18 protein-coding genes, 27 tRNA genes and 1 riboswitch are annotated in these 21,272 nt (G+C 37.4%); of the genes, 43 read left to right on the top strand and 2 right to left on the bottom strand.

Going from position 1 to position 21,272, the window contains the following annotated elements; all coding sequences use genetic code 11:
* Nucleotides 1–87: 87 nt before the first annotated feature.
* The 36 genes from H3U49_RS08405 (at nucleotide 88) to H3U49_RS08230 (ending at nucleotide 14,003) form a co-directional block, all read left to right on the top strand.
* Nucleotides 88–160: transfer RNA gene (locus tag H3U49_RS08405), tRNA-Val, on the top strand.
* Between the two features lie 4 nt (nucleotides 161–164).
* Nucleotides 165–237 (top strand) — tRNA-Lys (locus tag H3U49_RS08400).
* A 12-nt stretch (nucleotides 238–249) separates the two neighbouring features.
* Nucleotides 250–331, top strand: a tRNA-Leu gene (locus H3U49_RS08395).
* A gap of 32 nt (nucleotides 332–363) precedes the next feature.
* Nucleotides 364–436: transfer RNA gene (locus H3U49_RS08390), tRNA-Thr, on the top strand.
* Nucleotides 437–447: 11 nt separating this feature from the next.
* Nucleotides 448–519 (top strand) — tRNA-Gly (locus tag H3U49_RS08385).
* A 10-nt stretch (nucleotides 520–529) separates the two neighbouring features.
* A tRNA-Leu gene (locus tag H3U49_RS08380) sits at nucleotides 530–615 on the top strand.
* 9 nt (nucleotides 616–624) lie between these two features.
* Nucleotides 625–698: transfer RNA gene (locus tag H3U49_RS08375), tRNA-Arg, on the top strand.
* A 6-nt stretch (nucleotides 699–704) separates the two neighbouring features.
* Nucleotides 705–778: transfer RNA gene (locus H3U49_RS08370), tRNA-Pro, on the top strand.
* A 30-nt stretch (nucleotides 779–808) separates the two neighbouring features.
* Nucleotides 809–882 (top strand) — tRNA-Met (locus tag H3U49_RS08365).
* A gap of 13 nt (nucleotides 883–895) precedes the next feature.
* Nucleotides 896–969: transfer RNA gene (locus H3U49_RS08360), tRNA-Ile, on the top strand.
* A gap of 39 nt (nucleotides 970–1,008) precedes the next feature.
* Nucleotides 1,009–1,082, top strand: a tRNA-Met gene (locus H3U49_RS08355).
* A 3-nt stretch (nucleotides 1,083–1,085) separates the two neighbouring features.
* Nucleotides 1,086–1,159 (top strand) — tRNA-Asp (locus tag H3U49_RS08350).
* A gap of 6 nt (nucleotides 1,160–1,165) precedes the next feature.
* A tRNA-Phe gene (locus H3U49_RS08345) sits at nucleotides 1,166–1,238 on the top strand.
* A 13-nt stretch (nucleotides 1,239–1,251) separates the two neighbouring features.
* Nucleotides 1,252–1,322: transfer RNA gene (locus H3U49_RS08340), tRNA-Gly, on the top strand.
* 5 nt (nucleotides 1,323–1,327) lie between these two features.
* Nucleotides 1,328–1,401: transfer RNA gene (locus H3U49_RS08335), tRNA-Ile, on the top strand.
* Between the two features lie 4 nt (nucleotides 1,402–1,405).
* Nucleotides 1,406–1,495, top strand: a tRNA-Ser gene (locus tag H3U49_RS08330).
* A 355-nt stretch (nucleotides 1,496–1,850) separates the two neighbouring features.
* A tRNA-Glu gene (locus H3U49_RS08325) sits at nucleotides 1,851–1,922 on the top strand.
* Nucleotides 1,923–1,948: 26 nt separating this feature from the next.
* Nucleotides 1,949–2,035 (top strand) — tRNA-Ser (locus H3U49_RS08320).
* A 10-nt stretch (nucleotides 2,036–2,045) separates the two neighbouring features.
* Nucleotides 2,046–2,119: transfer RNA gene (locus tag H3U49_RS08315), tRNA-Met, on the top strand.
* A gap of 3 nt (nucleotides 2,120–2,122) precedes the next feature.
* Nucleotides 2,123–2,196 (top strand) — tRNA-Asp (locus tag H3U49_RS08310).
* A 6-nt stretch (nucleotides 2,197–2,202) separates the two neighbouring features.
* Nucleotides 2,203–2,275 (top strand) — tRNA-Phe (locus tag H3U49_RS08305).
* A 7-nt stretch (nucleotides 2,276–2,282) separates the two neighbouring features.
* Nucleotides 2,283–2,364 (top strand) — tRNA-Tyr (locus tag H3U49_RS08300).
* A gap of 4 nt (nucleotides 2,365–2,368) precedes the next feature.
* Nucleotides 2,369–2,439 (top strand) — tRNA-Trp (locus H3U49_RS08295).
* Between the two features lie 12 nt (nucleotides 2,440–2,451).
* Nucleotides 2,452–2,524 (top strand) — tRNA-His (locus H3U49_RS08290).
* A gap of 7 nt (nucleotides 2,525–2,531) precedes the next feature.
* Nucleotides 2,532–2,603: transfer RNA gene (locus H3U49_RS08285), tRNA-Gln, on the top strand.
* A gap of 22 nt (nucleotides 2,604–2,625) precedes the next feature.
* Nucleotides 2,626–2,696: transfer RNA gene (locus H3U49_RS08280), tRNA-Cys, on the top strand.
* A 41-nt stretch (nucleotides 2,697–2,737) separates the two neighbouring features.
* Nucleotides 2,738–2,822, top strand: a tRNA-Leu gene (locus H3U49_RS08275).
* Nucleotides 2,823–2,930: 108 nt separating this feature from the next.
* Nucleotides 2,931–4,103, top strand: a complete 1,173-nt coding sequence (locus H3U49_RS08270; protein ID WP_198180964.1) for a glycosyltransferase family 4 protein — start codon at nucleotides 2,931–2,933, stop codon at nucleotides 4,101–4,103.
* Nucleotides 4,096–5,139 carry a glycosyltransferase family 4 protein gene (locus H3U49_RS08265; RefSeq protein WP_198180963.1) on the top strand — a complete coding sequence of 348 codons (1,044 nt, stop codon included), beginning with the start codon at nucleotides 4,096–4,098 and terminating at the stop codon, nucleotides 5,137–5,139. The genes H3U49_RS08270 and H3U49_RS08265 overlap by 8 nt, the downstream gene beginning before the upstream one ends.
* Nucleotides 5,139–6,164: a lysylphosphatidylglycerol synthase transmembrane domain-containing protein gene (locus tag H3U49_RS08260; RefSeq protein WP_198180962.1), complete on the top strand. Its 1,026-nt coding sequence runs from the start codon at nucleotides 5,139–5,141 to the stop codon at nucleotides 6,162–6,164. The genes H3U49_RS08265 and H3U49_RS08260 overlap by 1 nt, the downstream gene beginning before the upstream one ends.
* Before the next feature lie 69 nt (nucleotides 6,165–6,233).
* Entirely contained in the window at nucleotides 6,234–8,294 is a 2,061-nt protein-coding gene (locus H3U49_RS08255) for an LTA synthase family protein (protein ID WP_198180961.1), read from the top strand.
* Between the two features lie 68 nt (nucleotides 8,295–8,362).
* Entirely contained in the window at nucleotides 8,363–8,596 is a 234-nt protein-coding gene (gene secG, locus H3U49_RS08250) for a preprotein translocase subunit SecG (protein WP_034977075.1), read from the top strand.
* A gap of 72 nt (nucleotides 8,597–8,668) precedes the next feature.
* Complete coding sequence (gene rnr / locus H3U49_RS08245) at nucleotides 8,669–10,993, top strand: ribonuclease R (protein ID WP_198180960.1); 2,325 nt, start codon at nucleotides 8,669–8,671, stop codon at nucleotides 10,991–10,993.
* A 9-nt stretch (nucleotides 10,994–11,002) separates the two neighbouring features.
* Nucleotides 11,003–11,461: an SsrA-binding protein SmpB gene (gene smpB / locus H3U49_RS08240; protein WP_045927674.1), complete on the top strand. Its 459-nt coding sequence runs from the start codon at nucleotides 11,003–11,005 to the stop codon at nucleotides 11,459–11,461.
* 446 nt (nucleotides 11,462–11,907) lie between these two features.
* Nucleotides 11,908–12,564, top strand: a complete 657-nt coding sequence (locus tag H3U49_RS08235) for a nitroreductase (protein ID WP_198180959.1) — start codon at nucleotides 11,908–11,910, stop codon at nucleotides 12,562–12,564.
* Between the two features lie 95 nt (nucleotides 12,565–12,659).
* Nucleotides 12,660–14,003: a hemolysin family protein gene (locus H3U49_RS08230; protein WP_198180958.1), complete on the top strand. Its 1,344-nt coding sequence runs from the start codon at nucleotides 12,660–12,662 to the stop codon at nucleotides 14,001–14,003.
* 40 nt (nucleotides 14,004–14,043) lie between these two features.
* Here the strand turns inward: H3U49_RS08230 and hpt are convergent, their stop codons facing one another.
* Entirely contained in the window at nucleotides 14,044–14,613 is a 570-nt protein-coding gene (gene hpt, locus H3U49_RS08225; protein WP_198180957.1) for a hypoxanthine phosphoribosyltransferase, read from the bottom strand.
* A gap of 238 nt (nucleotides 14,614–14,851) precedes the next feature.
* On the opposite strand from hpt, the gene H3U49_RS08220 reads away from it, so the two are divergent.
* Nucleotides 14,852–15,934 (top strand): M42 family metallopeptidase, encoded by a 1,083-nt coding sequence (locus H3U49_RS08220; protein ID WP_198180956.1) that lies wholly within the window; start codon nucleotides 14,852–14,854, stop codon nucleotides 15,932–15,934.
* Between the two features lie 67 nt (nucleotides 15,935–16,001).
* Nucleotides 16,002–16,091: riboswitch (TPP riboswitch) on the top strand.
* Nucleotides 16,092–16,133: 42 nt separating this feature from the next.
* Nucleotides 16,134–16,712 carry an ECF transporter S component gene (locus H3U49_RS08215; protein ID WP_198180955.1) on the top strand — a complete coding sequence of 193 codons (579 nt, stop codon included), beginning with the start codon at nucleotides 16,134–16,136 and terminating at the stop codon, nucleotides 16,710–16,712.
* An 81-nt stretch (nucleotides 16,713–16,793) separates the two neighbouring features.
* Here H3U49_RS08215 and udk read toward each other — a convergent pair whose 3' ends face one another.
* The gene (gene udk, locus H3U49_RS08210) at nucleotides 16,794–17,435 is read right to left on the bottom strand and encodes a uridine kinase (RefSeq protein ID WP_198180954.1); all 642 of its coding nucleotides are present in this window, start codon (nucleotides 17,433–17,435) and stop codon (nucleotides 16,794–16,796) included.
* 288 nt (nucleotides 17,436–17,723) lie between these two features.
* On the opposite strand from udk, the gene H3U49_RS08205 reads away from it, so the two are divergent.
* From H3U49_RS08205 to H3U49_RS08185, 5 genes are read left to right on the top strand one after another with little or no spacing between them, the layout of a single operon-like run.
* Nucleotides 17,724–18,443, top strand: a complete 720-nt coding sequence (locus H3U49_RS08205; protein ID WP_198180953.1) for a GntR family transcriptional regulator — start codon at nucleotides 17,724–17,726, stop codon at nucleotides 18,441–18,443.
* Between the two features lie 2 nt (nucleotides 18,444–18,445).
* A complete protein-coding gene (locus H3U49_RS08200; protein WP_198180952.1) occupies nucleotides 18,446–19,135 on the top strand; it encodes a GntR family transcriptional regulator in 690 nt (229 codons plus the stop codon).
* A gap of 14 nt (nucleotides 19,136–19,149) precedes the next feature.
* Nucleotides 19,150–19,620, top strand: a complete 471-nt coding sequence (locus H3U49_RS08195; RefSeq protein WP_198180951.1) for a PTS sugar transporter subunit IIB — start codon at nucleotides 19,150–19,152, stop codon at nucleotides 19,618–19,620.
* 13 nt (nucleotides 19,621–19,633) lie between these two features.
* Entirely contained in the window at nucleotides 19,634–20,464 is an 831-nt protein-coding gene (locus H3U49_RS08190; protein ID WP_198180950.1) for a PTS sugar transporter subunit IIC, read from the top strand.
* Nucleotides 20,445–21,269, top strand: coding sequence for a PTS system mannose/fructose/sorbose family transporter subunit IID (locus tag H3U49_RS08185; RefSeq protein ID WP_109585973.1), 825 nt, complete (start codon nucleotides 20,445–20,447; stop codon nucleotides 21,267–21,269). Before H3U49_RS08190 ends, H3U49_RS08185 begins: the two co-directional genes overlap by 20 nt.
* Nucleotides 21,270–21,272: the final 3 nt, after the last annotated feature.

Raw genomic sequence — 21,272 nt, 5'->3', positions numbered from 1 at the left:
CCATGCCGAACACAGCAGTTAAGCTTCTTCACGCCGAGAGTAGTTGGTGGGAGACTGCCTGCGAGGGTAGGACGCTGCCGTGCTTATGGAGGATTAGCTCAGCTGGGAGAGCATCTGCCTTACAAGCAGGAGGTCACAGGTTCGAGCCCTGTATCCTCCATTCCGAGTCGTTAGCTCAGTTGGTAGAGCATCTGACTTTTAATCAGAGGGTCGACGGTTCAAGCCCGTCACGACTCATGGCCCCATTTTGCGGGTGTGGCGGAATTGGCAGACGCGCTAGATTTAGGTTCTAGTGTTTTCGGACGTGTGGGTTCAAGTCCCACCACCCGTATTCGCCAATAATATATACCATATTTACATTTTGCCGATTTAGCTCAGTTGGTAGAGCATCTGTCTTGTAAACAGGGGGTCGTACGTTCAAATCGTATAATCGGCATTACATATTATGCGGAAGTAGTTCAGTGGTAGAACATCACCTTGCCATGGTGGGGGTCGCGGGTTCGAATCCCGTCTTCCGCTTTCATTACTTGCCGGGGTGGCGGAATTGGCAGACGCACGGGACTTAAAATCCCGCGGTTGGTTTCAACCGTACCGGTTCGACTCCGGTCCTCGGCATTTAGTGATGCGCCCTTAGCGCAACTGGATAGAGTGTCTGACTACGAATCAGAAGGTTGAAGGTTCAAATCCTTCAGGGCGCATAATAACGGGAAGTGGCTCAGTTTGGTAGAGCACCTGGTTTGGGACCAGGGGGTCGCAGGTTCGAATCCTGTCTTCCCGATTGTAATCTTTGTAAAATGGTTACATTATTGGCGGTGTAGCTCAGCTGGCTAGAGCGTCCGGTTCATACCCGGGAGGTCGAGGGTTCGATCCCCCCCGCCGCTATTTCCCAGAGCTTGGACCTTTAGCTCAGTTGGTTAGAGCAGACGGCTCATAACCGTCCTGTCGTAGGTTCGAGTCCTACAAGGTCCATAAAGTATGGAGTTTGTTTGTACTTTTATATTTTAAAATCGCGGGATGGAGCAGTCTGGTAGCTCGTCGGGCTCATAACCCGAAGGTCGGTGGTCCAAATCCACCTCCCGCAATATGGTCCATTGGAGCAGTGGTTTATCTCGTCTCCCTGTCACGGAGAAGATCATCAGTTCAAATCTGATATGGACCGTAGGATGGCTCGGTAGCTCAGTCGGTAGAGCAAAGGATTGAAGCTCCTTGTGTCGGCGGTTCGATTCCGTCCCGCGCCATTTATTTATTAGTGCGGGTATGGTTTAGTGGTAAAACGAAAGCCTTCCAAGCTTTAGTCGCGAGTCCGATTCTCGTTACCCGCTTTTTGGGGCCTATAGCTCAGCTGGTTAGAGCGCACGCCTGATAAGCGTGAGGTCGATGGTTCAAGTCCATTTAGGCCCATTGTGGAGACTTACTCAAGTGGCTGAAGAGGCGCCCTTGCTAAGGGTGTAGATCGGGTTATTCTGGTGCGAGAGTTCGAATCTCTCAGTCTCCGCTTATATAATTAAAAAGACCGTTAGAATTTAATCTGCGGTCCTTTTTAATTGGTAGAGTTGGCTTTAATTGACTTGCTAATTCTTTCAAAAGAGGATGATACAACCTTTTTCACGATATAATGTAAAAATACTGTGATTGCTGGAAAAAGTATTTTTAGCTGGCAACCACACGAAAAAAGTTCAACTTTTTGCACAAAAGTCTTGCATGATGAACCATAATCCTGTATTATTAATAACGTTGTGATTCAGCAACTTAACAGGATTTGTTAGGTTAAACAAATAAAAAACAGTTGACTTTTTACAATAAGTTAGGTATCATAATTAAGCGTCTTATGGCGTAGGAACGATAAATATGACCCGTTGGTCAAGTGGTTAAGACATCGCCCTTTCACGGCGGTAACATGGGTTCAAATCCCGTACGGGTCATTACCATTCTTGGTATATTTACATTTGGAGGATTACCCAAGTGGCTTAAGGGGACGGTTTTGAAAACCGTTAGACGGTCTTGCCGTGCGTGGGTTCAAATCCCACATCCTCCTTTATTAAAATCGCGGGATGGAGCAGTCTGGTAGCTCGTCGGGCTCATAACCCGAAGGTCGGTGGTCCAAATCCACCTCCCGCAATATGGTCCATTGGAGCAGTGGTTTATCTCGTCTCCCTGTCACGGAGAAGATCATCAGTTCAAATCTGATATGGACCGTAGGATGGCTCGGTAGCTCAGTCGGTAGAGCAAAGGATTGAAGCTCCTTGTGTCGGCGGTTCGATTCCGTCCCGCGCCATCAGCCTGGAGGAGTAGCGAAGTGGCTAAACGCGGCGGTCTGTAAAACCGCTCTCTCTGAGTTCGGCGGTTCGAATCCACCCTCCTCCATAATAGGGATATCGTATAAAGGTAGTACATCGGTCTCCAAAACCGCTAGTGTGGGTTCAATTCCTACTATCCCTGTTTACCTTCATGGCGGAATTGGTGAAGGGGTTAACACACCGGTTTGTGGATCCGGCATACATGGGTTCGAATCCCATATTCCGCCCTAGCATTGGGATATAGCCAAGCGGTAAGGCACTAGACTTTGACTCTATTATGCGCTGGTTCGAATCCAGCTATCCCAATCTATTTTAATAAAAATTCGATGGCGGTGTAGCCAAGTGGTAAGGCAGAGGTCTGCAAAACCTTAATCGTCGGTTCAAATCCGATCCCCGCCTTTATCGGTTCACTCATTGAACTGTAAATTAAAACATATTATGGCGGTGTGGCGGAATTGGCAGACGCGCCAGACTCAAAATCTGGTGTCCGTTTAGGACGTATCGGTTCGACCCCGATCACCGCTATTACTAAGCAGCCCTCATACGAGGGCTGCTTTTGTATTGTAAGTTTTTTTATAAAAATTGCACAAGTTATGTGTAATCTTTATAATACCTTTTATGGAGGTATTTAAGATGAATATAGGTATCTTTACCGATTCATATTTTCCACAATTAAGTGGTGTAGCAACATCAATTAAAACCTTAAAAGATGCTCTTGAGGAGCAAGGTCATAATGTTTTTATTTTTACTACTACCGATCCTCATATAAAAAAAGGAACAGTTGAGGCTAACATATTCCGTTTCAGCAGTGTTCCCTTTATTTCGTTTACTGATAGACGCGTTGCGTTTAGAGGCTTTTTTGAAGCTACAAAGGTTGCTCGTGAAGTTAAATTGGATATTGTTCATACCCAAACTGAGTTTGCTTTGGGTATGATAGGGAAGTATGTTGCCCACCAATTGAAAATTCCGGCAATACATACTTATCATACAATGTATGAAGATTACCTGCACTACGTTTTAAATGGACATTTGCTTAGACCATATCATGTTAAGCAATTTACCAATGCTTACTTAAAAAATATGGATGGCGTTATTGCACCTAGTAAGCGCGTAGAGGCTCTTTTGAAGCGTTATAAGGTAAATATACCTATGAGGGTTATTCCAACTGGAGTGGATATAAATAGCTTAAATAAGCCAGAAACAGTTGATGTTCGCAAAGAGTTAGACATACCAGACGAGGTCCCGGTATTATTAACTTTGAGTAGAGTTGCAGAAGAAAAGAAGATAGATCGCATCCTAAATGCAATGCCGGAAATTCTTGATGAGTTTCCTCAAACACGTCTAGTGATTGCTGGAGATGGACCAGATATGGAAGTTTTGCAAGAGCAGGTGGAACGATTAACATTGGAAGATAGTGTAATATTTACTGGAGATATACCCCATGATGATGTTGGCTCCTATTATAAAATGGCAGACCTGTTTGTTTCAGCTAGTGATACTGAAACTCAAGGTTTGACGTATATTGAAGCCTTAGCTTCAGGTACGAAATGTGTCGTTTATGATACTGACTATACTGAACATGTTTTTGATGATGAAGAATTTGGCAAAGTCTTTAACGGCCCTGGTGAAATGCTCAATGAAATATTATTCTATTTAAGAAAAGGGAGAAAAAGCATTCAGCCTGATAAATTGTCTGCAAAAATGGAACAAATTTCTGCTCAAAAATTTGCTAGTTCAGTTTATCAATTTTATCAAGATACAATTTCAGATTCGCAAAAGGATCTTCAAGAGGAGACAAATGATTAGAATTAATATGTTTTCACAAGCTGCCTCGGTAAAAGGGCAGGGAGTCGGATCTGTATATACAGAGCTGATAAGATTACTTAGAACACACTTGGTTGACAAATTTTATGTCACTAATAACAGATATGGTAAAAGCGATCTAACACATTATCATACAGTGAACCCAACTTATTTTGCTAATAGTTTTTCACCGGCACGAGGACGCAAAATTGGTTATGTTCACTTTTTGCCGGAAACGCTTGAAGGATCGGTTAAATTGCCATCATTGGCAAAAAATATTTTTTATAAGTATGTAATTGATTTTTATAAACGGATGGATGAGATCGTAGTTGTTAATCCGATTTTTATTGATAAGTTAGTTAAATATGGTATTAAGCGTGAAAATGTGAAGTATATTCCCAACTTTGTATCTAAGAATGAGTTTTATTCAGAAAGTCAGGAAAAAAAGAATTCATTTAGGCATCAATTAGGTATTCCACTTAATAAATTTGTGGTTTTCGGTGATGGTCAAGTACAGGCTCGTAAAGGCGTTGATGACTTTGCCAAATTAGCTAAGGCAAATCCTGAGATGCAATTTATCTGGGCCGGAGGCTTTTCTTTTGGCAAAATAACTGATGGTTATGATCATTTTAAAAAACTGGTCGAAAATCCACCACAAAATCTTAAATTTACGGGAATCATTGATCGGCAGAAATTAGTTGATTACCTCAACATTGCAGATCTATTTGTTTTGCCATCTTATGATGAGTTATTTCCTATGTCTGTTTTGGAAGCCTTTAGTTGCGCTACCCCAGTTTTGTTGCGTGATCTCGATTTATATCAGGCAATAATCAGTGGGTATTACATGAAGGGCAGTAATTTCACTGAAATGAATCAGCAATTGCGGGTAGCAGCGCAAGATCCGGCCATTTTAAATAAATACAGCCAGTTATCCGATGAAGCCAGTGAAAAATATTCTGAAGATAATTTAGCCCACATATGGGATGATTTTTATCAAGAGCAATATGAAATTGGTCGTAACTTGGGACAAATTCGCTAATGAATAAAAAACACTTGTGGGGCGTTGCCATAGTTCTTGTAATAAGTGGCATAGTTTTATATGTTGACTTAAGATCAACTCCGATTGCACAATTGGAGCAAGCAGCTCGCAATATTAACTTGATTGGGTTAGTCGCTGTTTTTGGTTTAATGCTTCTTTCTTATGTTTTTGAAGCCAGCATTTTGGCAGTTCTTACCAAGCGCAAAAATGAACCTAGCCGTTCAAAATGGTCTTTTTTTAGAATTCCCTTGATTCAAGCGCTTTTTAATGCCATCACTCCTATGTCAACTGGTGGACAGCCTTCACAATTAGCTGCTATGGTTCAAATGGGAATAGAAGGCGGTCGGGCAACATCCTTACTACTGATGAAGTTTATTATTTATCAAATTGTAGTTTTTTTAGCTTACGTCACTACAATTATTACCGGCTTTCATATGGTAGCAACCAAGTTTGCAGGACTAGCTGTTTTCATTGCAATCGGCTTTTTAATTCATGTCGGCTCTATTGCTTTTTTGCTGGCAATTTTGTTTGCCTATAATTGGACTAAAAATGCTGCCAACTGGATAATGAACTTACTAGCAAAATTTATTAATCAAAAGCGGGTCGATATATGGCGTAAAAACACGCTTGATAAAATTGAAACATTTTATGAGGAAAGCCAAAAGCTAAAAAGGGAAAAAAAGAAATTGCTAGTGTGTGTGGTACTCACTGTATTGCAACTGTTGTGCTTTTATTCCATTCCCTATATGACATTGGTCACTTTAAATGTTTCTGCTGACTGGGCAAGCGTAACTCAAATGAACATTATGATTATCATGTTCATGGCGATTATACCTATTCCCGGAGCATCAGGTGGGGCAGAATATAGCTTTCAAACTTTATTTTCTACCTTTATTTCATCTAATGGTACCTTAATCGTAGGGATGTTCTTGTGGCGCTTTGTCACGTATTTTTTCGGTATGATTTTAGGAATCTTTGCTTGGATTTTTAAACCGCAAAAATTGCTCAGCCCACAGAATGATTAATTTTTATTAAAATCCCTGCACTTAACAGCAGTTAAGGGTAAGATATAGGCTTAGTGAGAGGAGAATAAGATGACACGTATCAAGTCTTTTCTGCAATGGCTGACCCAAACCAAACTAGGCTTTTTTACTATTATTTTAGTGACTTTCTGGTTGAAGACATACTTAATTTATCTAACCAAGTTTAATCTGGGTGCCGAAGGTGCAATGCAGAATTTTCTGTTATTTTTAAATCCTTTGCCTTCAGGACTACTTTTGCTGGGAATTGGTCTTTTCTTTAAGGGCAGAAAATCATACTGGATCATGATTGCAATTGATTTTCTGCTCAGCTTGTGGTTATTTGCCAATATCCTTTATTATCGCGAGTTTTCAAATTTTTTGTCTTTGTCTATTATTAAAACTTCAGGCTCGACTGCTGATAACTTGGGTAAAAGCATTGTAGGAATAACTCGGGTAACAGATTTTTTAGCCTTTATGGACATAGCGCTAATCATCTTTTTAATGGTTAGTAAAGTCGTTAAATATGATTTACGCCCGTTAAAGTTAAGATTTAATCTTCTGCTTGAAGGTATTGCTGTTCTGCTTATTGGCATTAATTTGTTGATGGCTCAAAAGGACCGCTCAGGTTTGTTAACCAGAACTTTTGACAACAGTTATATTGTTAAATATTTGGGTATGAATGAATATGCGGTATATGATGCTTTTAAAACAGCTCAAACAAGTGAGCAAATGGCCAAAGCTAATGTTTCTGACTTGCAATCGGTTAAAAAGTATTTAAAGGTTAATTACGTTAAACCAAATAGTGCTTATACGGGTGTTGCCAAGGGCAAAAATGTTATGGTCATACATCTTGAAAGCTTTCAGCAATTTTTGATTGGGTACAAGTGGAAGGGCAAGGGGGTCACTCCTAATTTAAATAAACTGTATCACGCCAAAAATACGCTTAGCTTCTCCAATTTTTATAATCAAGTTGGCCAAGGCAAAACTTCGGATGCCGAAATGATGCTGGAAAATTCTCTTTTTGGTTTACAATCAGGTTCAGCAATGTCTAGTTATGGCACTTCAAATACGTTTGAAAGCGCTCCTGCAATATTAAAACAGCAGGGTGGATATACTACTGCCGTTATGCATGGTGGAGCCGGGTCTTTTTGGAATCGTAATAATGCCTACAAGCAATTTGGCTATGAGTATTTTATGCCGCTTTCTTATTATCAAAATAAACCTAAGTATTACATAGGTTATGGCTTAAAAGACAAAATTTTTTTCTCGCAATCAATTAAGTATATTGAACGCTTGCCGCAACCTTTTTATCTTAAATTAATTACTGTAACTAATCATTATCCCTATGATTTGGATAAGAAAAATCAATCAATTGACAAAACTGACACTGGTGATGAAACGGTCGATGGTTATGTCCAAACGGCTCATTATTTAGATCAAGCCGTAGGACAATTAATGCGGTGGATGAAAAAAACTGGTTTAGATAAAAATACACTACTTGTTTTTTATGGTGATCATTATGGTATTTCCGGCAACCACCATAAGGCAAGTGCAGAACTTCTTGATCAGGATGAATTTACTAATTTTGATAACCTGAAATTTCAGCGTGTTCCCTTAATGTTTCATATGAAGGGGTTAAAAGGCGGCATTAAAAACACTTATGGTGGAGAAATTGACGTGTTGCCAACCTTGTTAAATTTACTGGGAATTACGAACAAGGGCACTATACAATTTGGTCATGATTTATTAAGTAACAAAGCACCACAAATTGTTGCCCAGCGAAATGGTGATTTTATAACACCGCTATATGCGAAAGTAGGCAGTACCTATTATGATACTAAGACAGGTGAAGAAATAATTAAGCCAGACAAAAAATTAAAGACTGAGCTGGTGGCAATTTCAAACAAGGTTACCACGCAGCTTTCCTTATCTGATCGCGTTATAGCGGGTAATCTTCTACGTTTTTATCATCCAAAGTGGTTTAAAAAGGTTAAGCCACAAGATTATGATTATAATGAGCAAAAAGCTTTAAAGAATTTATATGCAAAAAATAAAACTTCTTTATGGTATAAAAATCATCAAAAATCAACGCAAAATAAATTTAAAACCGATGCACCTGAACTCGAAAAATAAAACTCGAAATTAAATCTATTTTGTGCTAAAATTTACCAGTAACGTATTTGTATATTGGAGGCAGCGCATTGTACAATTTATTTATGACGCTACTAATTATTGTTTCAATCTTAATCGTTATTGCGACAATGATGCAGCCGCAAAAGCAGCAAGATGCATTGAATGCACTCTCTGGCGGTGCAGTTTTTAGTGGTCAAACGAAGAAACGTGGTTTTGAGGCATTTATGGAAAAAGTAACATCTGTTTTACTGGTGCTCTTTTTCGCTTTTGCTATTGTATTAGCTTATTTGTCTTCAAAATAACTAATGGTTCCTCCCGATCAAGTGATGGGAGGACTTTTTTTATCTTTTTACTAACGAAACGGAGTTAAGTGCATGGCACAAAACGAGAATATCCTAGCCAATGTTTTAGAGATTTTTCGTCACAATCCTAAAAAACAATATCAAGTTGAACAAATTGATCGTATATTACGCCGAGACAGACTTGGCAGTTTTTCAGATATGGTCAAAGCATTATCCTATTTGGAACAGGAAAAGAAAATAATTACTGATGGCAATGGTCGATATCAATTAGCTGAAGAAAATACCGAAGTGGAAGGCATTTTTAAGGCTAACAGCAAGGGCTTTGGCTTCGTCAAACTCGAGGACGAAGATGCTGATGATATTTTTATTGCTCGCGATTATACAGCATATGCCGTGGATGGTGATCGTGTTAAGGTCAAAATCACTGCTGGTGGTAATCCATGGAATGGTAAGGGGCCTGAAGGACAAGTAGAAGAAATTCTCGAACGTGGCACGAAAACACTTGTTGGTGAATTTCATTCAATGACTGATGCTCAAATAAAAACCAGTCATTTTATTGGTTATGTTCTCAGCTCAAATAAAAAACTGGCAAACTATCGCGTTTATATTAGTCAGGACAGTTTGCATCCACAAAAACAAGATATTGTCAAAGTATCGCTTGCTAACTATCCTGACAAAGATAATCCAGATTCGATGACAGGTGTTGTTACCAATATTATAGGCAACAAAAATTTACCAGGCGTCGATATTATGGCTATTGTGTCTGAACATGATGTTCGTACAGAATGGTCTGAAGCTGCACTTGAGCAGTCTAATGCCATTCCTGATCACGTGACAGAGGCAGAAATGGCGAATCGTGAGGACATTAGGGAGCAACCCGCAGTTACCATTGACGGGGATGATTCTAAAGACTTCGATGATGCCGTGGTTTTATGGAAACTTCCTAACGGTAACTATCATTTAGGGGTTCATATTGCTGATGTGGCTCACTACGTGACAGAAAACTCTCCGTTGGATAAGGAAGCTTTTACCAGGGGTAATAGTACATATCTTGTTGATCGTGTTATTCCCATGTTGCCCTTTAGATTATCTAACGGCATCTGCTCTTTAAACGAAGGGCAAGATCGTCTTGTTTTGTCTTGTGAAATGGAAATTTCTCCTGAAGGAAAACGGGTTGATTATCGTATTCACCCCTCTGTTATGAGATCACACGGCAGAATGACTTATAACAATGTCAACAAGGTCTTAGATCCAGATAATCATGAAAAGCTTGAAGACAAATACGTTAAGTTGGCACCTATGTTGCAAGATATGGCTGAACTACATAACGTGTTATATCAGCAAAGACATCAGCGTGGTGCAATAGATTTTGAAGAACCAGAAGCAAAAATTATTGTCGACGACCAAGGTAAACCCACAGATATTGTGTTACACAATCGTGGAATAGCTGAAAAAATGATTGAATCATTTATGTTGATGGCAAATGAAACTGTGGCTGAAGACTTTTATCGCAAACACGTTCCGTTTCTATATCGTGTGCACGAAACTCCAGATGGTGAACGCATTAAAGGCTTCTTTGAATTTTGCAGTGCTTTTGGATTGCATATTACCGCTGATCCTAATCACGTTAAGCCAATTGATTTACAAAAAGTTGTGGCTAAAACAACTGATACGCCTGAAGAAGCAGTAGTTCAAATGATGATGCTGCGTAGTTTAAAGCAGGCACATTATTCAGAAGAACCACTGGGACACTTTGGCTTAGCAGCTAAGTTTTATACTCATTTTACTTCACCAATAAGGCGCTATTCCGATTTAATGGTGCATAGAATGATTCACGCCTATAGTGAAAAGGGTATTAATCAAAAAGTACAGGATCATTTTGCCAGCTATTTACCTGAAGTTGCAGATCAGACTTCAACTCAGGAACGTGTATCTGTTGATACTGAAAGAGAAGTAAATGACTTAAAGATGACAGAATATATGGCGGATAAAGTTGGAGAACACTTTGATGCTGTTGTTTCTTCTGTGACTAGTTTTGGAATGTTTATCCAGTTGCCCAATACAGTTGAAGGCTTAATTCATATTTCAAATTTGACGGATGATTTCTACAGTTATAATGAAAAAAGCATGACCCTGACTGGACGCGGTACTCATAAACAATATCATGTGGGGATGCCTCTTAAAGTAACCCTTACGAATGCTAACGTTGAGCAGCATCAGCTTGACTTTGAAATTTATGATCCTAATGCACCTAAGAGGTCTCATAATAATCGTGGTACGAAAAACGAAAGACGCGGTAATCGGGGCTTTCGCAACGATCACGCACATAAGGGTCACTACCGCAACAATTTTCAAAAAAATGGTAATCATCCACATTTAAGTAGATATAAACATTAGGTTAGAAAATTGAAAAAAGAAAAAAATGAAAATTTAATTGCTCAAAATAAAAAAGCACATCATGATTATTTCATTAAAGAAACTTATGAAGCAGGTATTGCTTTAACGGGCACGGAAATAAAATCAGTGAGAGCACGCCGTATTAATTTACGCGATGGCTATGTACAAATTATTAACGGCTCTGCTTTTCTTGAAAATGTCCACATCAGCGAATATAAGCAAGGTAATCGCTATAACCATGAACCACTTCGTTCAAGAAGGTTGCTTTTACATAAAAAGGAACTGGCAAGACTTGCTAAGGACCAGTCTGCACGTGGAATTGCAATTATTCCTTTGAAGGTCTATCTGAAACATGGTTTTGCCAAAGTTCTTATTGGTGTTGGTCAAGGAAAGAAAAAATATGATAAGCGGGAGGCAATTAAGAAACGGGATCAAGAACGAGAAATACGCAGACAATATAAAATATAAAGGGGCGGTTTAATTTGTTTTATAGTTAAACTGTTTTTTAATTTTGCATATGTTTAAAACTGAACAAATTATAAATATCTATTTTAAAAACCTCCGTATATAATTTAATAATACTGATTTAACCAGGAAAATAATAAAAGTAACTTTGTGATTTATACACAAAGTTGCAAATAAATTAATCTTTCTTTATAAATTTTTTTGTTATCTTTGCCAAATACCTTTGCAATATTGCGTATAATTTATTAATATTATTAATGTGTATATGACTGATTTTATTAGATAGTAATGCTTCAATTTGTAACTTTAGTAGAAGTGTAAACAAGTGAGTATTAAAAAGATAGAGTATTTTTGATTATTTCTACCTGTATTTGAAATTCTAGAGAAATTTGTTTTAAAAAGTAGAGTGTTTCATATATTCTCTTTAATATGTAAGGATTTGAATCAGAATGGAATTTAATAAAGTTTATAACCATGAACGAGTAACTCGCAAGTTTACTAGTAGAAAAGTTAACGAAAAATTACTTGCTAAGATTATTCAAAGGGCACAGTTATCTCCGTCATTACTTAACTCACAGCCTTGGAAGGTTTATATGTTAACTGGTAATGCGCTTTCTGGTCTAAAAAAAGAAGTGAAAACTCAAATTGATAACAATGTTGAGCCTCACGAAGATTTTGTCAAAATGTTGTCACTCAATTGGGATTCATATCCTAGTCAAAATATGGCTGCTGTTGGGGCTTCCCAGCCTTATTTTTTTAATAACAAAATGGAACTATTCTCGGAATCAAATAACAATATGTTCAATGCTCAGGATGTCGCTTTCCTTACGATCCCAAGAACCTCTCCAGCTTGGTCAGTTTATGATTTAGGGATTTTTTCACAAAGTATCATGTTGCTTGCGCTTAATGAGGGACTAGCAATTATGCCTGCGCATTCAATGGTATCTTATCCTGAGCTGGTACGTAAGTATTGTAAAATACCAGAGGATGAACTTGTGGGTATGGCAATTGCGCTTGGTTACCAGGATAATGCAGCAGAAGTCAATGATCCCAAGTTTTATCCTGATCGTTTACCGTTTAAGAAAATTTATAAATTAGTTAAATAAGTATGTAATCTAATTAAAATAAAGCGCTATTAATGATAAAATGTTAAATGAGGGAATTTAATTTAAACGATAAACTAATAAAGGTGATATAAATTTTGAGTACGGCCCAAATAGTTACTAATTTAATAGCAACTTTAGTTATATTTGTTTTTGCAGCTTTCTTTGTGGCTGCAGAATTTGCTTTAGTTCAAACTAGGCCCAGCCAACTTGAAGATATGCTGTCAAATAAAATTGGCAACCAGCGCAAAGTTAAGCGCGCTTTGCATATGACTCATAATTTAAATGAGTATCTTTCTACCACACAGGTTGGGACTACCTTAGTTGGTGTAGTCTTGGGTTGGTTTTCAGCTGATACTTTAGCTGCGATATTTGAAAGAATGTTTAATTTAGTTGATCTTAACCATTCTGTCATTCGCTCTATCAGTGCAATCTTAGGCGTTATTCTTCTAACTTATTTAGAAGTTGTGGTTACAGAGATTGTGCCCAAAAATATTGCAATTGACATGCCCGTGAAGATTTTGCTAAAAATAGTGACACCTTTACAGTTATTTCATACTTTGGTTTATCCTTTCGTTTGGTTACTTAATGCTAGTTCAAATGGTTTACTGAAAATGTTAGGCTTTGAGCCGGCTGATGAGGAAAATCAGGTTTATTCTCAATCAGAAATCATTAAATTATCACGTAAAGCTGTTCATGGGGGTTCACTTGATAAAAACGACCTGACCTATATGAAACGTGCTTTTGAACTGAATGACAAAATAGCTAAAGACATTATGACTGATAGAACACGGCTAGTAGTTATTAATTCAACTGAAACAATTAAGCAAGCTCTTAAAATGTATTTAGATGAAGGTTCAAGCCGAATTCCAGTTGTGCGCGAAAACAATAAAGATGATGTTGTTGGCTATATCTATGCTTTTGATGTTATTCAGCAGAGTCAGATTGACGAAAATGTACCAGTTACGCGTATTATTAGAACGATGATTACTGTACCTGAATCGATGCCAATTCAAGATATTCTTCAATTAATGATTAAGAAGCATACGCCAATTGTCCTTGTTGTGGATGAATACGGTGGTACCAGCGGAATAGTTACTGATAAGGATATTTATGAAGAATTATTTGGTACTGTCAAAGATGAAATTGATGATGTTTCTGATGATTATATAATTAAAGACAAGCAAGGTAATATTCATGTATCAGGCAAAACGACTTTATATGATTTTGCCCGCTATTTTAAAAAGGATTTAAAAAGTTTCCAGGATAGTGACATTATTACAATTGGTGGCTACATGATGGAACATTATCCAGATTTAAAAAAAGGTGAAAAAGTTGAGTTAGAAGGATTTGAATTCAAACTTGACGATATAGAGCAGGGATTTATGCGCTGGTTTATAGTTAAAGCTGTAGATAAAGAAAAAAAGGTGTCTAAAGAATGATAGACACTTGAAAAGGAGTTGTCCAAGAGACAACTCCTTTTTATTTATTATTAACTAATTTAATAATTTCAGGTTTTAACACACCAATATATTTTAAGTTGCGGTAAAAATTCATAAAATCAAGTCCGTAGCCCACTACAAATTCATTTCCGACTTTTGAACCAAAGTACTCAATATCAACATCTACTTTACGATTTGCTTCTTTGTTAAGCAGAACGCAGCATTTAACGCTTTTGGCGCCACGCTTTTTAAGCAATTCTTTCATAAAATCTAGAGTTAATCCAGTATCAACAATATCTTCAACAATTAAAACATCACGATCTTTAACATCGGTTGCTAAATCAGAAACGAGCTTAACTTTGCCAGAAGACTCCATTTCGTTGCCATAACTAGAAACGTCCAGGAAATCAATTTCAGCTTTAACATCCATTTCTCTGACTAAATCGGTTAAAAAGAAGATGGCACCTTTAAGAGCCCCAACAATTAAAGGCTTTTTACCAGCATAATCTGTAGTAAGCTGCTTTCCTAACTTGACACACATCTGATGAATGTCATCTTCACTAAACAATTTATGATCAATAATATTATTAATATTGTCGTTTTTTGGCATTTATCTACCCTTCATTTAAAACAATTATAATTCCTAATATTTTCGATTATATCATTTTTTGAGCAAAAAAACAGATTATTTTAGACTATTTTATGTTATTAAGGTGTAAATTACGTACAAAAAGTATATATATTACCAAAAGCAGTAAGATTATTTACGAACCTACTTATTTTTTAAACTTGTAATGCAAGTTTTTGGTAAAATTGAAGAATAAGATATTTAAGTGAAAGGTATACAAATGGATAAACAACAAGAAATAAAAATGCTCAAAGATTTTTCCGACGCCAATTCTACCTCAGGTTTTGAAGAGGAATTTGTTAAATTGTTTACTGAAACAGTGCGTGATTTTGCTAATGTCAAAGTTGATGGCATGCTCAATGTATATGCAGCTAAGAAAGAAAATAAAAAAGATCAACCGGTAATTCAATTAGATGCTCATTCTGACTCTGTTGGCTTTATTACACAGGCTGTTCGGCCTAATGGAATGATTAAATTCGTACCATTGGGTGGCTGGGTCAAGTACAATATCCCTGCTTTACGCGTCAAAATAAAAAATCGTGCAGGGGAGTATGTGCCTGGAGTAGTTGCAACTAAACCCCCGCACTTTATGACAGCAGCTGAAAAAAATAATGTACCAGATGTAGCCGATATGTCTATTGATGTTGGCTCCGGTTCTCGAGCTGAAACTATTAATGACTATCAAATTGATACTGGCTGTCCAATTTTTGTTGATGTCAAATGTGAATACAACGACAAAAGTGGCTTATTCTTTGGCAAAGATTTTGATGATCGTTTTGGCGCAGCTGCTATGGCAGATGTCCTAGACAATTTAAAGGGCGAACAATGCGATTTTAACGTTGTGGCTGCACTTTCAAGTCAGGAAGAAGTTGGTTTGCGGGGTGCATATGTTACAGCTAGAGCCGTAAAACCTGATTTAGCTATCGTTTTGGAATCATGTCCTGCTGATGATACCTTTACTCCAGAATGGCTATCACAAACAGGGTTAAAGCGAGGACCAATGCTCCGTGACATGGATACTTCCTTTTTGCCTAATCCTAAATTCCAGCAATATGCCTGTGATTTAGCTGATAAGAATCATATACCATATACTCGTTCGGTTCGTACTGGTGGTGGCCAGGATGGTGCTGCCATATATTATGAAAACGGAGCACCTACTATTGTGATTGGCATCCCAGTGCGTTATGAACATTCGCCGTATTGCTTTAGCGCTTATTCTGACTTTAAAGCATCCGTAGATCTGACACTTGCTATTATTCGTGATCTTACTAAAGATAAGTTAGTGAGTTTTAGTCAGTTTTAAAAATAATTGTTCTTTTGAATAATGCAGAAAAACTAGTTAAAATGTGATATACTAGTAAAAAATGAATATCAGTCACTAGGGGTGCCAAATAGCTGAGAAATACCCTCTGAACCTGAACGGGACAATACCTGCGTTAGGGAAGTGTTAAATTTAGTTACAAAAGATGCTCCTAATGACTTATAAAGTTAGGAGTATTTTTATGTTTACAAGATCTTCAAAATGGAATGTGAAGTCAATTATTTTAATTGCACTGATTGGTATCATTATGGGTGTAATTTATACCTATGGTTTTAACTGGGCTTTTAATTTAGTTAAGATGCTCTTGGTACCCACAGGTTTTGCGCCGGTAACAGACACTGTGTTTTCTGGCTTATGGCTTATGGCGGGACCACTGGCAATGTACTTTGTTCCCACAGCCGGCTCTGGAACAATCGGTGAATTACTTGCTTCTGTCGTTGAAATGGCAATCGGTGGACAGTGGGGAGCTACTACCATTCTTTCAGGAGTCATTCAAGGTGCCACTAATGAAATTGGCTTTTTTCCTAAGAAAGAACGTTACCAAAAATTCACTTGGAAAAGCGTATTAACTGGTGCATTCTTTGCTTCATTTGGCTGTTTTATTCCTTCATATATTTTATATGGTTGGAGTAAATTCAGTATGCAGGTTCAAATTGTGATGTTTATTACTAACATCATTTCTGCTTTAGTTTTCGATGGCGTTTTAGTGAAGTTAATTACTAATTTATTTGACAATGCCTTGAAGCCTAAAGTTGATTAAATACGTAAAAAGGAGTAATGCACTTTGTACTGAACCCCAAAAGTTGTCAAGCTTTTGGGGCTCAGTGCGTTTACTCCTTTTTTATTGCTCTTTTTTACTTAAAATAGAATGGACTTTAGTAGTCAGCATATCAATAGCCACATCATTTTTGCCTCCTTCTGGAACAATGATGTCAGCATAACGCTTAGTCGGTTCAATAAACTGATGATACATTGGCTTAACGGTACTCAGATACTGGTCAATTACAGATTCAATAGAGCGGCCCCTTTCATTTAAGTCCCGTTCTAAACGCCTAATAAAACGAATATCGTCGTCTGTGTCAACGTATACTTTGATATCCATTAAATCGCGAATCTCTTTGTTAGCTAAAACCAGAATTCCTTCAAGGATAATGATATCGGCAGGCTCCTTGTGAATTGTTTTTTGGCTGCGTGTATGCTCCTTGAAATCATAAACAGGCATCTCAATTGGCTTGTATGCCAGTAAATCAAGCAGTTGCTTTTCTAGTAAAGGTACATCAAAGGCATCGGGATGATCATAATTGATCTTCATTCTTTTAGCCATGGGGATACCGGTATTATCTTTATAGTAAGAATCCTGCGTCATAATCAGGACATGTTCGTTTTCTTGCATTTGTGCAACAATTTTTTGAGCAATTGTGGTTTTTCCACTGCCTGAGCCACCAGTAATACCGATCACGACAGGCCTTTCTAGTCTCGACATTATGCCACTCCTTTTTTAATCCTTAAATATTTTACTTTACTTTGCAGTTAATTACCAACAGTTAAGGCAAATTCTACTATTAAAACGCCCTCAAGTAGATAAAGAATGCGAAATAAATAAAAAACCATTGACAAGGTAAGTGGAAGCGATTACTATAAGTCTGGTACCAAAATTAATGAAGATATATTTTTAAATATAAATTGCCTTGATTATAGCCCATTGAAATGGGAAATTTTTAAAAAAAGAAGCAATAAAATAAGATAATGATACCAGAATGAAGAAGATATCATGGAATTTAAAGAAAGAACTGCTGCAGTACAAGTACAAGAGTACTTAGAATTTTTAATTCACTTTAAAAAGGTGAGTGAATTACCCTCCCAACGGGAAATCTCAGAAAAATTGCAAGTTAGTCGTAATGCAGTTAAACATGCTTTAGACAGGCTGAAAAATGAAGGTCAAATACAAGCCAAAGAACGGGCGGGAATAATTTCTAACAAGAAAATTGACATTAATATGCTGGGCATGGACTCAATGACAACTGAACTTAGGAATAAAACTGTCAAAATTAAGCACTTGGCAACTACCATTGAAAAAATGCCTGGGAGATTAAAGGATTTTTTTAATGCACCTGAAGGACAGGTTATCAAAATTGCACGAGTTAGGTTTGTCAAAGATATTCCTTTAACCTATGAAATAACATATTTTAATCAAACAGATTTTACCAAAATGGCTAATATTGATTTTACCAATAAGTCACTTTATGAAGTATTGGAAAAAGAATATCAAATCAGGCCAACCTATGGTAGGGAGAGTATCTGTTGCTTTTTGGCTGATAAAAAAATAGGCAGTCTATTGCGGGTCAAAAAGGGGACTCCCCTTTATCAGGTAAACAGCTTTAATTATCAAGACGATGATCTGCCAATTGAGAGTACTACCCAATATTTATTAGGAAATAAATTTAAATATCATTTTAATGCCAATAATATTTATGATTATCAAGAGGATTAGTTTTGCTTTTTAAAGATATATATGCTGATTTGGCTCAAAGAATCAATAATGGCGGTTATCCGCCCGGCAGCACGCTGCCAAATGAAGCTGAATTGCAAAAAAAATATGATGTTAGTAGAACCACAATTAGAAAGGCTGTTAATAAATTAGTAGCTGAAAATAAAGTTGTGCGTAAAAAAGGAAGTGGTTTATTTGTTGCTCCAATAATTTCAAAACAAAATATTTTGGAAATGACTGGCATTATTAAGCCGTTATATTTGGAGTCATCGGACAAAATAAAATTTAAGGATACTTATCTAAGGCTAGTTGGTTCATATTATGCTGCAGTTTTTAATGTGAGCTCACACGAATTGTTATATGATATCTCTTTTACAGCGGAAATTAAGGGTGAAATTACCTGCGAACATTTACTGTTACTTTTAGATAATTTTCCGGGATTTGATTCAAATTGCTTAAAAGTAATGTCAATAATTGAAGCAGTCAATACCGGTACCCAGAAGCCGGATGATGTTTACCAAGACTTTCAGTTAATTAAAGCAACGGAAGAAATTAGCAAGCAATTTCATATCCAGGAAAAAGATCCTGTGTTTAAAATTACGAACCTGTTTTCAACTAGGCAAGGTAAAATTGTAGCCCTAGAGTACAGACTGCAGGATGCTGTAAAAACAAGGTACTCAATAGATTTTAGTTAATGGAGGAAAGAAAAATGATTAAACTAGTGCGAGTTGACCATCGCTTGGTCCATGGACAAGTGGCTGTTTCCTGGTTTAATAGCTTAGACGTTAATACAATATTTGTAGTAAATGATGATGTTGCTCATGATGATTTTCGCAAGTCGGCCATCAGATTGGCAAAACCAGAAAAGTCAAAGCTAGTAATGAAATCTGTAGCAGACAGTATTAAAGCAATTAATTCGGGTGTAACAGATAAATATAAAATGTTGATCGTAGTGGAATCGGTTGCTGATGCTGTTGAATTAATTAAGGGAACTGGAGACAAAATAACTGGCCTTAATCTTGGTGGCACTAAGCCCAGAGAAGGAACAGCAAACTACTCTAAAACTATTAATTTAACTGCAGAAGAAGCTAATGAATTAGCTCAGTTGCAGCAAAAGGGAGTAGATGTCTGGATTCAGCAGGTGCCAAATGATGAGAAACAAGAATTTCATAAGAAATGATTGGAGGTAAATAATGAATGTATATTTAACCGCAATTATTTTGGCTTTAATTGCGATGATGGGTAATGGTGAATACTTTGTTGGTTCATCCATGCTGTCAAGGCCACTTGTAACCTGTACGCTAACTGGCTTGGTGTTGGGTAACCTGCATCAAGGAATTATTATGGGGGCAACTTTGGAGTTAGCCTTTGTAGGTTCATTTTCTATTGGTGCTGCAATTCCCCCAGAAATAATTTCCGGTAGTGTTTTGGGAACTGCTTTTGCCATCGGAGCGGGGAAGAGCACTGGGGTTGCTTTAACCTTGGGCATTCCCATTGCATCCCTGGTTTTGGTAATCAAAAATTTGTGTTTTATTTTCATATTGCCGTTCTTCGTTCACCGCGCTGATAAATATGCCGAAGAAGCTGATGGTAGCGGTGTAAGTCGGATGAACGTACTGGGCGGCTTTTTCTCAGTTAACTTGCCAATAGGGTTAGTAGTTGGCATTTCTTATGTGCTAGGTAGCCCAGTAATTAAAGCAATTTTAGCCGTTATTCCTCAGTTTATTATTAATGGCTTGGGCATTGCCACAGGACTTTTACCTGCGTATGGTTTTGCTTTGCTGCTTAAGATGATGGTCAACAAGAATAATGTCACTTTCTTTATTATTGGTTTCGCCTTGGCAGTCTATCTCAAAGTATCGGTAACTGGCGTAGCCATTTTCGGCGCATGTTTGGCTCTTATTCTAACTGGCTATTCCGCATTTAAAGGTCAACCGTTAGTAAATACTGCTGCTAATTCTAATGATACAAGTGAAAAAGATTCAGATGATGGAGGCATAGATTATGAAGATGAAGAATTCTAAGTTACTCACCAGAAAAGATTTAATGAAAACATTCTGGCGCTCATTCACGATGGAATGGGCTTGGAATTATGAACGCCAAATGAATCTTGGTTATGCCTACTCCATGGTTCCAGCTTTACGAAAGATCTATGGCAAAAACAAGGAAAAATTAAAAGAAGCCTATAAACGGCACTTGGAATTTTATAATGTTACGCCATGGCTCAGTACTTTTCCTTTAGGTATCTCAATTGCAATGGAGGAGCAAAACGAACTTGATCCTGATTTTGATGCAGCTTCAATCAATAACATTAAAGTTGCACTAATGGGTCCTTTGAGTGGTATCGGTGATTCATTCTTTTGGGGTACGTTAAGGGTTATTGCCACGGGAATTGGTACTTCTCTAGCAATGCAAGGAAATATTTTAGGACCAATTTTGTTCTTATTGATTTTTAATATTCCAGCTATTATCACTAGATACTACGGTTTGTTTATTGGCTACAATATCGGTTCATCATTTATTGATAAAGTGCAAAAGACTGGGTTAATGGATAAATTAACCTATGGTGCTTCTGTTTTAGGACTTGCTGTTGTCGGAGCTATGGTTGCAACCATGGTAACGTTGAAAATGCCTTTGAAAATTGGTAGTGGTGCTGAAGCGACTACTGTTCAAAAAATTTGTGATGGCATTGTTCCCGGTATTTTACCATTACTATTCACATTCTTTATTTTCTGGCTTGATAAAAAAGGCTGGAAATCACAATATATTTTGTTACTGATAGCAGCAATCGGAATATTTGGTGCCTGGTCAGGATTGCTGGGTCAATAATTT

It is taken from the genome of Lactobacillus sp. W8174, assembly GCF_016100975.1.
GTDB lineage: Bacteria > Bacillota > Bacilli > Lactobacillales > Lactobacillaceae > Lactobacillus > Lactobacillus juensis.
The sequence above is the reverse complement of the archived record's forward strand: the minus strand, read 5'-3'. Positions and strand labels throughout refer to the sequence as shown.